The organism is Terrabacter sp. Soil810 (assembly GCF_001429645.1).
Lineage (GTDB): Bacteria > Actinomycetota > Actinomycetes > Actinomycetales > Dermatophilaceae > Terrabacter.
Map to the genome: position 1 here is coordinate 660,134 of NZ_LMSW01000011.1, position 13,627 is coordinate 673,760.

At 71.8% G+C, this 13,627-nt stretch carries 13 protein-coding genes; 9 read left to right on the top strand and 4 right to left on the bottom strand.

Annotated elements, in window-relative coordinates; genetic code table 11:
• The first annotated feature begins 1,427 nt into the window (after positions 1 to 1,427).
• Positions 1,428 to 2,807 (top strand): NAD(P)/FAD-dependent oxidoreductase, encoded by a 1,380-nt coding sequence (locus ASG96_RS08965; protein WP_057587770.1) that lies wholly within the window; start codon positions 1,428 to 1,430, stop codon positions 2,805 to 2,807.
• Positions 2,808 to 2,897: 90 nt separating this feature from the next.
• Here ASG96_RS08965 and ASG96_RS08970 read toward each other — a convergent pair whose 3' ends face one another.
• A complete protein-coding gene (locus ASG96_RS08970; RefSeq protein WP_200962668.1) occupies positions 2,898 to 3,335 on the bottom strand; it encodes a hypothetical protein in 438 nt (145 codons plus the stop codon).
• A gap of 118 nt (positions 3,336 to 3,453) precedes the next feature.
• Here ASG96_RS08970 and ASG96_RS08975 point away from each other — a divergent pair, with 118 nt between their 5' ends.
• Together ASG96_RS08975 and ASG96_RS08980 are read left to right on the top strand one after the other, a co-directional pair.
• Positions 3,454 to 3,729 carry a F0F1 ATP synthase subunit epsilon gene (locus ASG96_RS08975; protein WP_056753482.1) on the top strand — a complete coding sequence of 92 codons (276 nt, stop codon included), beginning with the start codon at positions 3,454 to 3,456 and terminating at the stop codon, positions 3,727 to 3,729.
• An 8-nt stretch (positions 3,730 to 3,737) separates the two neighbouring features.
• A complete protein-coding gene (locus tag ASG96_RS08980; protein ID WP_056753484.1) occupies positions 3,738 to 4,175 on the top strand; it encodes a DUF2550 domain-containing protein in 438 nt (145 codons plus the stop codon).
• A gap of 204 nt (positions 4,176 to 4,379) precedes the next feature.
• On the opposite strand, the gene ASG96_RS08985 is transcribed toward ASG96_RS08980, so the two are convergent.
• Entirely contained in the window at positions 4,380 to 5,072 is a 693-nt protein-coding gene (locus ASG96_RS08985; RefSeq protein ID WP_057587771.1) for a hypothetical protein, read from the bottom strand.
• Between the two features lie 204 nt (positions 5,073 to 5,276).
• The gene (locus ASG96_RS08990; RefSeq protein ID WP_057587772.1) at positions 5,277 to 5,921 is read right to left on the bottom strand and encodes a cob(I)yrinic acid a,c-diamide adenosyltransferase; all 645 of its coding nucleotides are present in this window, start codon (positions 5,919 to 5,921) and stop codon (positions 5,277 to 5,279) included.
• Positions 5,922 to 5,987: 66 nt separating this feature from the next.
• Here ASG96_RS08990 and murA point away from each other — a divergent pair, with 66 nt between their 5' ends.
• From murA to ASG96_RS09015, 5 genes are all read left to right on the top strand, one after another.
• Complete coding sequence (murA, locus tag ASG96_RS08995) at positions 5,988 to 7,274, top strand: UDP-N-acetylglucosamine 1-carboxyvinyltransferase (protein WP_056753489.1); 1,287 nt, start codon at positions 5,988 to 5,990, stop codon at positions 7,272 to 7,274.
• A 194-nt stretch (positions 7,275 to 7,468) separates the two neighbouring features.
• Entirely contained in the window at positions 7,469 to 7,828 is a 360-nt protein-coding gene (locus ASG96_RS09000; RefSeq protein WP_056753491.1) for an STAS domain-containing protein, read from the top strand.
• 103 nt (positions 7,829 to 7,931) lie between these two features.
• Positions 7,932 to 9,950, top strand: coding sequence for a protein meaA (locus ASG96_RS09005; RefSeq protein WP_057588374.1), 2,019 nt, complete (start codon positions 7,932 to 7,934; stop codon positions 9,948 to 9,950).
• Between the two features lie 20 nt (positions 9,951 to 9,970).
• Positions 9,971 to 10,318: a hypothetical protein gene (locus ASG96_RS09010; RefSeq protein WP_056753493.1), complete on the top strand. Its 348-nt coding sequence runs from the start codon at positions 9,971 to 9,973 to the stop codon at positions 10,316 to 10,318.
• A gap of 5 nt (positions 10,319 to 10,323) precedes the next feature.
• Entirely contained in the window at positions 10,324 to 11,007 is a 684-nt protein-coding gene (locus ASG96_RS09015; protein ID WP_235509119.1) for a DNA alkylation repair protein, read from the top strand.
• A 55-nt stretch (positions 11,008 to 11,062) separates the two neighbouring features.
• Here the strand turns inward: ASG96_RS09015 and nucS are convergent, their stop codons facing one another.
• The gene (gene nucS, locus ASG96_RS09020; RefSeq protein WP_057587774.1) at positions 11,063 to 11,758 is read right to left on the bottom strand and encodes an endonuclease NucS; all 696 of its coding nucleotides are present in this window, start codon (positions 11,756 to 11,758) and stop codon (positions 11,063 to 11,065) included.
• Between the two features lie 84 nt (positions 11,759 to 11,842).
• Here nucS and ASG96_RS09025 point away from each other — a divergent pair, with 84 nt between their 5' ends.
• Positions 11,843 to 13,621 (top strand): 3-hydroxyacyl-CoA dehydrogenase family protein, encoded by a 1,779-nt coding sequence (locus ASG96_RS09025; protein WP_057587775.1) that lies wholly within the window; start codon positions 11,843 to 11,845, stop codon positions 13,619 to 13,621.
• The last annotated feature ends 6 nt before the right edge of the window (positions 13,622 to 13,627 follow it).

Here is a 13,627-nt window from a genome sequence, read left to right on the forward strand (position 1 = left end):
GCGTCCGTATGCCGTGTCGGCAGGGGCGGCGACCGCGCTGGGGGCGGTGAGCCACCCGGTGACGGCGCCGGCGGGGGCGGCGCTACTGGCCGTGCTCGCCGTGCTGCTCTCGCGCCTCGACGTGTCGCCGTCGAGGTGGGTGCCGTCCCCGGCCGCGAGCGCCACCGCGGTCCTCCGCACCGTGAGGGCGAGACCCGGTGTGCTGGCGGTCGGCACCGGGGTGCTCGTCGTCGCCGTCGTCGTCGGGGTCGTCGCCGTGGCGGTCTGGGGGGTGGCCAACGTGTCCGACACCATGTCGTTCACCGACGCGTACCAGGCCAACCGCCCGAGCCGGTGGGACCGGCTCGCCCNGGGTGCTGCTGGCCGTCCCGCTCTCACTGCTCGCCGCGGTGCCGGCCGCCCGCCGTCTGCGGCTGCCGCTCGTCCTGCTGGCCGTGGCGGCCGTGACGGTCCAAGCGCTCCAGGGCGGTGTCACGGCCACCACGTTCACGGTCCTGTCGTGGCTCACCCCGCTGCTCGGCAGCGTCCTCGTCGTCGTCCTCCTCCCCGTGCTCGTCGTCTCGGCGCGGGACCGCGGTCCGGTGGCGCGCCTGGCCGCTCTCGGGCTGACCCCGACCCTCGTCGGGATGCCCTTCCTCGTGGCCTTCACCTCCTCGGGGCCCGTCTGGGGCGCGACCGGGGCGGTGCTCGCCCCGGGCCTGCTGGCGGTGACGGTGGCCACGCTCGTGTGGGTGGGCACCCGGCCGGCCAAGGTGGCCGTCGCCGGGCTGCTGCTGGCCGGGCTGGGGACCGTCCACGCCCTCAACAGCTTCCGCGACGGACCACCGGCCGCGCTCGTGGCGGACGCCCCAGACGGAGCCTTCGCGGGCCTGCGCACCACCGAGCAGCACCGCGCCGACCTGCAGGCCAACCAGCAGGCGGTGCAGGCCTGCGCGCGCCCTGGCGACGGCGCCCTCGACTACGTCCACCCCGCGGCGTTCCTCTACGCGGACCTCCGCTTCGACACCCCCATCGTCTGGATGGACTTCTTCGGTTCGACCAGCCAGCAGGTGCTGCACTGGATGCAGCGCTCCGGACGCGTGCCGGAGTGCGTGGTGGCGGCACGAGACTTCTGGCCCGGCTACGGCCACCACCGCTACGTCGACGACCCGGACCCGCTGCGTGACTGGGTGGTCGCCCACTACCGCGTCGTGTCGCAGAGCTCGCAGCTCGTCGTCCTGAGGCGCGACGGGGATGCCCCGTGACTCCCCGGCACCGCCCGTGTGACGAGGACCGCACCCCCTGGGCGCCTCCGGTGTCGCCGACGGGGCATGTGGGTAGCACCCACGGTGTTGACTGATGTGGAGCCGTCAGCGCCGACGAGCCCAGCACCTCAGAGCAGGACAGCTCGAGGACAGCTCCAGGACAGCTCTAGGACAAGGAGAATCGTGAGCACGCCCACCCAGCAGGCCCCGCGCCACCGGGTCGTGGTCATCGGATCGGGCTTCGGCGGACTGTTCAGCACGCAGAAGCTGAAGCGCGCCGACGTCGACGTGACCCTCATCGCCCGCACGACGCACCACCTCTTCCAGCCGCTGCTCTACCAGGTGGCGACCGGCATCCTCTCCGAGGGCGAGATCGCTCCCTCGACGCGCGAGGTGCTGCACCGGCAGGACAACGCGCAGGTGCTGCTCGGTGACGTCGAGACGATCGACCTCGAGGCGCGCACCGTGACCCACTCGGCGGTCGGCCGTCGGACGGTCACGCCCTACGACTCGCTCATCGTCGCCGCAGGCGCCGGCCAGTCGTGGTTCGGCAACGACGATTTCGCGCGGCACGCCCCGGGCATGAAGTCGATCGACGACGCCCTCGAGCTGCGCGGCCGGATCTTCGGCTCCTTCGAGCTCGCCGAGCTGGCCTCGACGCAGGCCGAGGTCGACCGTCTCATGACGTTCGTCGTCGTCGGTGCCGGACCCACGGGTGTCGAGATGGCCGGCCAGATCTCGGAGCTCGCGCGGCGCACCCTCAAGCGCGACTTCCGCCGGATCGACCCGACCAAGGCCCGAGTCGTCCTCCTCGACGCGGCGCCCTCGGTGCTCGGCTCGTTCGGGGAGAAGCTCGGCGACCGCGCCGTCAAGCGCCTGACCGAGATGGGCGTCGAGGTGCGGCTCGGCGCGAAGGTCGTCGACGTCGACTCGACCGGCATCGAGGTCGAGCACGGCGACGGCAGCCGCGAGCGCATCGAGTCGGTCTGCAAGGTCTGGGCCGCGGGCGTGAGTGCGTCGCCGCTCGGACGCCAGATCGCCGACCAGTCCGGCGCGCGGCTCGACCGGGCCGGCCGCGTCGAGGTCCAGGACGACCTCACGCTCCCCGGTCACCCCGAGGTCTTCGTCGTCGGCGACATGATGGCGCTCAAGGGCCTGCCCGGGGTCGCCCAGGTCGCCATCCAGGGCGGCCGCTACGCGGCGGAGCAGATCGTGCGACGGCTCGAGGGGCGGGAGCCGAAGGGCCCGTTCGAGTACTTCGACAAGGGATCGATGGCCACGATCTCGCGGTTCTCGGCCGTCGCGTCGGTGGGCAAGGCGCAGTTCAGCGGGTTCTTCGCCTGGATCCTGTGGCTCGCCGTCCACCTCGTCTACATCATCGGCTTCAAGCACCGCATCACGACGCTGCTGCACTGGGTCGTCACCTTCATCGGTCGCGGCCGCTCCGAGCGCGTCGTCACCGAGCAGCAGGTGTTCGCCCGACAGGCGATCGCCGACCTCGGCGACGAGTACGGCCCCGAGCTGCCGCGCCTCGCCGAGGACCGCCCGCACGACGATTCCTGACCGTCCCCGGGCACACGACCGGGCCGGCTCCTCGAGGGGAGCCGGCCCGGCGGCATACGTGCTCGGTGGACCCGCGCAGCGGGCGACGCGTCAGGGGACGAGACGCTCCACGGCGGCGCCGAGACGGGGGAGCGCCGCCACGACGTGGCCCTTGGCCTTGCCGCGCAGCGAGCCGTAGACCTTGGCGGCCGAGCCGTGCGAGGTGTTGGCGGCCTTGGCGTCGGTCACCGCGAGGAGGGCGTCGGCCGCGGCGTCGGGCTGGGCCGCGAGGTGCGACCCGAACGACGACTCGCCCTTGGTGGCCCAGAACGGGTCGAGGGCGCTCGCGAACTGCGGGAGCAGGCGGTCGGTGGCGCTCGTGACGAAGTTGCCACCGAGCTTCTTGGCGGCGGCGTAACCGGCCTTGACGGCGGCGCCGCCCAGTCCGGACTTGTCGGCCACCTCGGCGTCGATGACGTCGGTCAGGGTCTCGACGGCCACCGGGCGGCGGGTCGGCTCGAGGAGGGCGTCGGACACGGCTGTGCTCATGGATAGGACTCCTGTGGAGGGTGGGGAATCGGCGCGAGCGGCCTGCGCCACCTCGCGTACGGAGCATCCTTGCAGAGGCACTAAACTGCAGATCACACCCCCACGATCCGGAGGAAACGTGAGTTCGCTCAAGGTTGAGATGGTTGCCGCCGACCGGAAGGTCTGGGAGGGCGAGGCCAAGTTCGTACGCGCCCGGTCCATCTCGGGCGAGCTGGGCATCCTGCCCGGCCACGCGCCGTTGCTCGGAGTCCTCGTCGAGGGCGAGGTCTCCATCGAGTCCCTCGAGGGCGAGCGTCGCACCGTGACGGTCGACGGCGGGTTCCTCTCGGTCGACTCCGACGTGGTGACGATCGTCGCCGAGCACGTCGACGCCTCCTCACTGCAGACGAGCTGAGGTCCCGCGTGCCGTCCGTTCTCGTCTCGACCGAGATCGTGATCGGCACGCTGCTGGTGGTCGCGGTGGCCGTCCTCGCCACGACCTTCCTGCGCCGCCGCTACATCGCGAAAGGCCTGCCCCTGACGCTGTGCGGCATGCGCCGCTCGGAGTCCGACCGCTGGCGCCTCGGGCTCATCCGGTTCGGTGACAACGCCCTCGAGTGGTACGCCCTCGGGGGCGTCTCCGTGCGCCCGAAGCACCGCTGGCTGCGCCAGCGCCTGCTGCTCGAGGCCCCTGAGCCGCTCCACGGCAGCGACTCGATCCCGCTCCTGCCCGACGCGAACCGCGTGCCGTGCAGCGACGGCGACAGCGACTTCGAGCTGGCCCTGCAGGGCCCGGCCTACACCGCACTGCGGTCGTGGCAGGAAGCCGCGCCTCCCGGCTACAACGTCAACGTCGCCTGAGGCCACGTCCGCCCGGCCGCCCCGTCCGCCCGTCCGCCCGTCCGCTCGTCCGCCCGGCCCCGCCGCGCCCGTCCCGCCCCGCCCGCCCCGCTCGTCCCGCCCGTCCAGCCTGACCCGCCCGCCCCGCTCGCTGGTCGCGGACGAGATCGCGCACCTGCGGCGTCTTGGCCACCCGAACTGCGTGATCTCGCGCAGCATCACAGCTCAGGGTCGTCCTAGGACGACCGTCGCGTGACGGGTCGAACTCCCAGCCAGGGGTCGCGTGGGGTCGCCACGACATTCGCGCGCACCCCTGACGCCCGCGCCTCGCGATAGGCCGTCTCGATCCGCGCCCGGACCCAGCGTGGTCGCGAGCGGATCGAGTGCGGCGTCGCGCCGACGGGCGAGGTCGCTCAGCCGTGCCTTGCGAGACTGGGCCGCGGCGACCAGGACGGCTCGTGCCTGTTCGTCCGACGGTGCGGCAGCTGCGGCGTCGACGGCCGCACGGGCAGGACACGAGAGGCGGAGCGGGCCGCGCCGGTAGATGGGCTCGTCGAGCAGCGTCGTGTTGCGGACGAGGACCCACGCGTGAGCTCGGGAGCGCAGGGGAGTGGGGACCAGGACCAGGATCGGGTTGGACACCGCACGTCCCGCGATCCCGTGAACCGCTGCGGCCGAGGAGCCTGCGAGCCAGCTTCTCGGCCCGGCGAAGAGCAGGGCGGCCATCAACCGCTGCTGTTCGGAGGGAACTCCGTTGGACAGCAGGACGACGACCCGAAGGACCAGCCGCCACTCTCGCCCGAGCCTCGTGCGCAGCTGGGCCTGCGTCAGACCGCCCTCGAGGAGCTGTCGTCGGGTCAGGACGCCGAGCTGGTGCAGGGCGAGCTCGTGCAGCGGTCCGGGGAGTCTGGGGTCCACCCGAGCAGCATGCGCGCCGGCGAGGCGTCGGTCGCGCCTCCGCAGCGACGGTGTGGACGGTGCGCGTCAGGCGTTTGGGGGGTGTGGACGACGCCGTGGTCGGGCGTGTGATCGCGCGTCGGCTGCGGCGCGGCGACACCGAGTGCGCGGCCGAGTGCGCGACCTCGTGCGCGGCCAGGGTGCCGAGGGCCGGACCGTGTCGCGTCAGTGCTTCTTCGCGCGCTCGGGCTTCTCGACGCGGCCGCCGCCGGGCTGCCACAGCACGTCGCCGCCGATCGGCTTGTTGGCGATGCGGGCGAGGATGAAGAGCAGGTCCGAGAGGCGGTTGAGATACTTCGCGGTGAGGACGTTGACGCCGCCGACACCCTTCGCGTCGGTGCCCTCGGGCGCGGGTTCGGTGCCGTGCTGGTCGACGGCCGCCCAGGCGGAGCGCTCGGCGCGACGCACGATGGTCGTCGCGAGGTGCAGGTGGGCCGAGCCCGCCGTGCCTCCGGGGAGGATGAACGACCTGAGCTTCTCGACCTGCTCGAGGTAGTGGTCGCAGTCGGTCTCCAGGTCGTCGATCCAGGGCTGCTCGACGCGCAGGGGCGGGTAGTCGTAGGCCGGTCGCAGCGGCGTCGACAGGTCGGCGCCGACGTCGAAGAGCTCGTTCTGCACGCGCTGCAGGGTGACCCTCACCTCCTCCGGCAGGTCCCCGCACGCGACCGCGATGCCGATGGCGGCGTTCGCCTCGTTGGAGTCGGCGTACGCGTGGAGTCGGGCGTCGTTCTTGCTGACCCGCGAGAAGTCGCCGAGGCTCGTCGTGCCGTCGTCGCCGGTGCGCGTGTAGATCCGCGTCAGGTTGACCATGGGGCCACTCTCTCACCCGCGCCGGAGGGTCCGTCGGTCGGTCGGCGCCCCGATAGGGTTCGGTGGGTGAGAGAGCGATTCCGGGTCGTCGGTGGTGCCCACCTCGTGGGCGAGGTCGCCGTCGTCGGCGCCAAGAACAGTGCCCTCAAGCTGATGGCCGTGGCGCTGCTGGCCGTGGGCCGCACGACCCTGACGAACGTCCCGGCCATCGCCGACGTGACGATCATGGCCGAGCTGCTCCGCCGCCTCGGTGTGGGCGTCGACTATGACCCGGCCGCCGGGGTCGTCGTCCTCGACGTGCCCGAGCGCATCGGTCACCGCGCCGACTACGAGCTCGTACGCGCACTGCGGGCCTCCATCTCCGTGCTCGGTCCGCTCGTCGCCCGGGTGGGGGAGGCCGACGTCGCCGTACCCGGTGGCGACGCCATCGGCTCGCGCGGGCTCGACCTCCACGCCGCCGGTCTCGAGGCGCTGGGGGCTGAGGTTCACGTGACGCACGGCTACCTCGTCGCCACCGCTCCGAACGGTCTGCGCGGCGCCGACATCCGGCTGGACTTCCCGAGCGTCGGCGCCACCGAGAACATCCTCACCGCGGCGGTCCTGGCCCGCGGCACGACGACGATCGACAACGTCGCCAAGGAGCCCGAGATCATCGACATCGCCGAGATGCTCGTCTCGATGGGCGCCCGCCTCGAGGGTGCCGGCACGTCGCGCATCACCGTCCACGGCGTCGACGCCCTGGCCCCGACGCGGCACGCGGTCGTGTCCGACCGCATCGCGGCCGGCACCTGGGCCTTCGCGGCCGCCACGACGCGCGGCGACATCGAGGTCGTCGGCGGCGTCGCCCAGCACCTGAGGGCCCCCCTCGGCGCCCTGGAGGAGGCCGGCTGCCACGTCGAGGTCACCGGCCGCGGCTTCCGGGTCTCCGCCGTCGAGCGACGCCCGCGAGCCTTCGACGTCGCGACCCTGCCCTACCCGGGCTTCCCGACCGACCTGCAGCCCTTCGCGCTGTCCTACAACGCCGTCGCGGACGGCTCGGCGATGGTCACCGAGAACCTCTTCGAGGCCCGCTTCCGCACGGTCCAGGAGCTGGCCCGTCTCGGGGCCGATGCCCAGATCGACGGGCACCATGTCATGACCCACGGCGTCCCGATGCTCTCCGGTGCCCCGGTCGAGAGCAGCGACATCCGCTCCGGCGCGGCCCTCGTGATCGCCGGCCTCGTGGCCGAGGGCGACACCCTCGTGAGCGGCGTGCACCACATCGACCGCGGCTACCCGCGCTTCGAGCAGGCCCTGCGTGCACTCGGTGCCGACGTCACGCGCGAGCCCGACGACGAGCCCCCGTTCGAGTAGGTCGGCCACCCGCTCCCGGAGGTCGGCGCCGCGGAACGTCCGTTTTGTCGGGAGCGCTCAGGGCTCGCACGGAACGTCGCGACGTTCTTCGCTCGATGTTCGTATTTTCTTGACCACTTCTTGACTCCTAGGGGCAACGTTCTGGCTGGCTGAGGCGTCATCATGGTGACGGCACAGCGTTGAGAGGGGTCTACATGACGCTGAACACCCACCGCAGGGGTCCGGTCAGAGTGCTCGAGGCACCCGACGGCCACGATGTCATCATCGAGGGGCGTCTCGACGTCCACACGGTGCCCGACATCCGCGACGCGATCCACGCGGTCATCATCCAGGGGCCCGGCGAGCTGCGCCTGCACCTCGGCGATGCCGAGATCGGCGACGCCACGGGCCTCGGCGTCATCGTCCACCTCCACCGGCGGGCCACCCGCGCCGACCGGCGGCTGCTGCTCGTCGACGCGAGCGACCGCACGACGCGGCTGCTGCGCGGCTGCCGGCTCGAGCGCATCCTCGCCCCGCGCCACCCCGCCCTGACTGTGGCGCCTCTCACCGCCTGAGCGCCTCCCCGCAGCTGCACCCCGCCGCTACCGTCGAGCCATGTCTTCGACGGAGAGCACGCCGCAGCCGGACGCCCGGGTGACGCCCGACCGACCGTGGGTCATGCGCACGTATGCCGGCCACTCGAGTGCCGCTGCGAGCAACGCGCTCTACCGTCGCAACCTCTCCAAGGGGCAGACCGGGCTCTCCGTGGCCTTCGACCTGCCGACCCAGACCGGCTACGACCCCGACCACGTGCTCTCGCGCGGCGAGGTGGGCAAGGTCGGTGTCCCGATCAGCCACATCGGCGACATGGCGGCGCTGTTCGAGGCGATCCCGCTGCGCGAGATGAACACCTCGATGACGATCAACGCCACGGCGATGTGGATGCTCGCGCTCTACCAGGTCTCGGCCGAGCGCCAGGCCGAGGCCGCCGGCGAGGACCCCGCCACGTGGGTGCACGCCCTGGCCGGCACGACGCAGAACGACATCATCAAGGAGTACCTCTCCCGGGGAACCTACGTCTTCCCGCCCGCTCCGTCTCTGCGGCTCATCACCGACATGATCACCTACACGGTGCGCGAGATCCCGAAGTGGAACCCGATCAACATCTGCAGCTACCACCTGCAGGAGGCCGGGGCGACGCCCGTGCAGGAGATCGCGTACGCCATGTCGACCGCGGTCGCGGTGCTCGACGCCGTGCGTGACTCGGGGCAGGTGCCACCCGAGGAGTTCGCGAGCGTCGTCGCCCGGATCTCGTTCTTCGTCAACGCCGGCGTGCGCTTCGTCGAGGAGATGTGCAAGATGCGCGCCTTCGTGCAGCTCTGGGACGAGCTGACGCGCGAGCGCTACGGCGTCACCGACGCGAAGGCCCGGCGCTTCCGGTACGGCGTGCAGGTCAACAGCCTGGGCCTCACCGAGGCGCAGCCCGAGAACAACGTGCAGCGCATCGTCCTCGAGATGCTCGCCGTGACGCTCTCCAAGGACGCGCGCGCCCGCGCGATCCAGCTGCCGGCGTGGAACGAGGCGCTCGGCCTCCCGCGGCCGTGGGACCAGCAGTGGAGCCTGCGCATGCAGCAGGTGCTCGCCTACGAGTCCGACCTGCTCGAGCACGACGACCTCTTCGCCGGGTCGGTCGTCGTCGAGGCCAAGGTCGCCGAGCTCGTCGCGGGGGCCAAGGCCGAGATGGCCCGCGTCGAGGAGCTGGGCGGTGCGGTCGCCGCGGTCGAGTCCGGCTACATGAAGTCGGCGCTCGTCGCCTCGCACGCCGAGCGTCGCCGTCGCATCGAGTCCGGCGAGGCGGTGATCGTGGGTCTCAACCGCTTCGAGACCACCGAGCCCAACCCGCTCACGGCCGACCTCGACACGGCGATCCAGACCGTCGACGCCGACGTGGAGCGGCACGCCTCCGAGGCCGTACGCGAGTGGCGCAAGACCCGTGACGCCGACCCCGAGCGCCGGGCGAGGGCCGCGGCGGCCATGGAGCGCCTGCGCACCGACGCGGCGTCGGACGCCAACCTCATGGCGGCCTCGCTCGACTGCGCCCGCGCCGACGTCACGACGGGGGAGTGGGCGGGCGCGCTGCGCGAGCGGTTCGGGGAGTACCGCGCCCCCACCGGGGTGTCCGGCTCGGTCGGGGTCGGTTCGAGCGAGCCCGGCGACGCCCTGTCCCACGTCCGTGAGCTCGTCGCCCGCACCGGCGAGGAGCTCGGCGAGAAGCTGCGCATCCTCGTCGGCAAGCCCGGCCTGGACGGCCACAGCAACGGCGCCGAGCAGGTGGCGGTGCGGGCCCGCGACGCCGGCTTCGAGGTCGTCTACCAGGGCATCCGGCTCACCCCTGAGCAGATCGTCGCGGCCGCCGTCGCCGAGGACGTCCACCTCGTCGGGCTCTCGATCCTCAGCGGCTCGCACATGGAGCTCGTCCCCGAGGTGCTCCGGGGGCTGCGCGAGGCGGGTGCCGGCGACGTGCCGGTCATCGTCGGCGGCATCATCCCCGAGTCCGACGCCGCGGCGCTGCGGGCTGCCGGGGTGGCCATGGTCTTCACGCCGAAGGACTTCGGGCTCAACGACATCATGGGCGAGATGGTCGGTGTGATCCGTGCCGCACGTGGTCTTGCACCCCTCGAGTCCGCGCCCGCCTGAGCAGGCGTAGCGTCGCAGGTATGAGCGACCTGCAGTGCGCCGCGCGCATCATCGTCGTCAACCCACCGGCGCTCACGGACGTCCCGTGGCTCGCTTCGACGATCCACCTCGAGAAGGTCCAGGCGGTGTATGCCGCCGACGACGTCCCTGACACCGGCCCGGTCGAGTCGCTGGCCGACGACCTCGGCGTCCCCTCGCACCTCGGCCACGGCGACCTGCACGACGGCACGTCGGGCCTCGAGGAGCTCGTCGACCGGCACCGCGGCGAGACCGTCGTCGTCGTGCGCGGCGGCGACGACACCGACCCGGTCCTGCTCCTCGTCGACGCCGACGGGGTCACCCGACAGCCGATCGAGGGCCTGTCCTGATGGCGGTGGCGGCGACCGCCGACGTCGTCGTCGCCGAGCTCGAGGCCGAGCGATCCCCGGACGCGCTCGCCGCGGTGCGGGGGCGACTCACGCCCGACGAGGAGGCCTTCGGGGTGCGGATGGGCACGCTCTTCGCCGTCGCGAAGCGGCACACGGGCCTGCCCCTGGCCGAGGTCGTGCGGCTGCTGGCCCATCCGGCGTTCGAGCCGCGCATGGCGGCCATGTGCATCCTGGACTTCAAGGCCAGGCGCAAGCGTCCCGGCCACCACGAGCGGGGCACGCTGGCGCGGACCTACCTCGGCCACCACGACCGCATCACGACGTGGGACATGGTCGACCGTGCAGCGCCCCGGGTCGTCGGGCTCTGGCTCGTCGGTCGCGACAAGCACCTGCTGCACGACCTCGCCGTCTCGCCGGAGCCGCTGCGTCGGCGCACCGCCATGACGGCGCCCCTCGGGTTCCTCGGCACCGACGACCTCGAGGCGGGCTTCGACGTCGCAGCGCTGCTCTGTGCCGACCCGGATCCCTTGGTGCACAAGCCGGTCGGGATCTTCCTCAAGCACGCCGGCGTCCACGACGCGGCGCGCGTGTCGGAGTTCCTCGACGAGCACGCGGGGCAGATGAAGAGGCCCGTCGTGCGTCTGGCCGTCGAGAAGCTGGCGCCCGAGGTGCGGTCACGCTGGGTGTGACCGCGAGAGCGAGCCAGGTCGGAGGGCCCGCCACCCGGCATACGCCCTCGGTGGGTCAGAAGAGACGCGACTCGGCGTCGTCGATGCCCTTGAGGGCGTCGTAGTCGAGGACGACGCAGCGGATGCCGCGGTCCTCGGCCAGTGTGCGCGCCTGCGGCTTGATCTGCTGGGCGGCGAAGACGCCGGTCACGGGCGCGAGGTGCGGGTCGCGGTTCATCAGCTCGAGGTAGCGGGTCAGCTGCTCGACGCCGTCGATCTCGCCGCGGCGCTTGATCTCGACCGCGACGCTGGTGCCGGCCGAGTCCCTGGCGAGGATGTCGACCGGACCGATGGCCGTCATGTACTCGCGGCGCACGAGCGACCAGCCGTGGCCGAGGGTGTGGATGTGCTCGGCGAGCAGGCGCTGCAGGTGGGCCTCGACACCGTCCTTGACGAGGCCCGGGTCGACGCCGAGCTCGTGGTCCGAGTCGTGCAGGACCTCGTGGATGAGGACCGTGAGGCGGTCCTCGCTCTTGGCGTGCTGCACCCGCCAGACGGCCATGATGCCGTCGGCGGTCTGCCCCTCGTCGGGCTCGACCTCGGCCATCGTGCACGGCGGCGACATCCAGTTGAGCGGCTTGTAGGAGCCGCCGTCGCTGTGGACGAGCACCGACCCGTCCGCCTTGACGACGAGGAGCCGGGTCGCGAGCGGGAGGTGGGCGGTGAGCCGACCGTCGTAGTCGACGCTGCACCGGGCTATGACGAGACGCACCGGACCACCCTAGAGGAGCGCGCGTGGGCAGCGTCACGCCCCGGGCGGGTGTGGGCGGCGCACACCCTCTGCGAGACTCCACCCATGGCTCGTGAGTTCACCAAGGTTGGCGTCATCGGACTCGGCACCATGGGTGCCGGCATCGTCGAGGTCTTCGCACGCAACGGCATCGACGTCGTCGCGGTGGAGGTCACCGACGAGGCGGTCGAGAAGGGCAAGGGCGTCCTGCAGCACTCGACCGACCGCGCCGTCTCCCGCGGCAAGCTGTCTGCCGAGGACCAGGCAGCGCTCCATGCGCGGGTCCTCTTCACGAGCGACATGGCCGACCTCAAGGAGTGCCAGCTCGTCGTCGAGGCCGTGCCCGAGCACCTCGACCTCAAGAAGGACATCTTCGCCAGGCTCGACGCGATCGTCTCCGACGACGCGATCCTCGCGACCAACACGAGCTCGCTGCCCGTCACCGAGATCGCGGTCGCAACGATCAACCCCAAGCGCGTCGTCGGCATGCACTTCTTCAACCCGGCGCCCGTGCTCCAGTTCGTCGAGGTCATCAAGACGGTCATCACGAGCGACGAGATCTTCGAGGACGTCAAGGCGCTCGCCGAGCGGCTGGGCAAGAAGCCCGTCATCGTCGGCGACAAGGCGGGCTTCATCGCCAACGCCCTCCTCTTCGGCTACCTCAACCACGCCGTCGCGATGTACGAGAGCAAGTACGCCACGCGCGAGGACATCGACGCCGCGATGAAGCTCGGCTGCGGCTACCCCATGGGCCCGCTCGCCCTGATGGACCTCATCGGCCTCGACACCGCCTACGAGATCCTCGACACGATGTACAAGCAGGGCCGCGACCGCCTGCACGCCCCGAGCCCGATCATCAAGCAGATGGTCAGCGCCGGGCTCAAGGGCCGCAAGAGCAGCCGCGGCTTCTACACGTACGCCGCGCCCGGCAGCTCGGCGGTCGTCGACGACGCGCTGACGCCCGCGGCCCCGGCGGACTCCGCGGCCGGGACGCGTCCGATCCGCACGGTCGGCGTCGTGGGCTCGGGCACGATGGCGACCGGCATGGTCGAGGTCTTCGCCAAGGCCGGCCTCGACGTGACGTTCGTGGCGCGCAGCGATGCCAAGGTCGAGGCCTTGCGCTCGGCCCTCGCCAGGAGCCTCGAGAAGGCCGTCCAGCGCGGCAAGGCCACCGAGCAGGACCGCGATGCGGCGCTCGCCCACGTGCGCGGCACGACGCACCTCGAGGACCTCGCCCAGGTCGACCTCGTCGTCGAGGCGGTCGTCGAGGACCTCACGGTCAAGCGCGCGCTCTTCGAGAACCTCGACGAGATCTGCCGCCCCGGCGCGATCCTCGCCACGACGACGAGCTCCCTGCCCGTCGTCGAGTGCGCGGCGGCCACCAAGCGCCCGCAGGACGTCATCGGGATGCACTTCTTCAACCCGGCACAGGTGATGCGGCTCGTCGAGGTCGTGCACACGGTCTCGACCGCCGACGACGTCGTCGCCACGGTGCAGGCCCTCTGTGCGACGGTGGGCAAGCACGCCGTGATGTGCGGCGACCGGGCCGGTTTCATCGTCAACGCCCTGCTCTTCCCCTACCTCAACGACGCCGTGAAGATGCTCGAGGCCAACTACTCGACGGCCGACGACATCGACACCGCGATGAAGACCGGCTGCGGCCTGCCGATGGGCCCGTTCGAGCTGCTCGACGTCGTCGGCCTCGACGTGTCCCTCGCCATCGAGCGCGAGCTCTACCTCGAGTTCCGCGAGCGTGGCTACGCCCCGGCGCCGCTGCTCGAGCACCTCGTCACCGCCGGCTACCTCGGCCGCAAGACGGGACGTGGCTTCCGCACGTACGCCTGACACCTA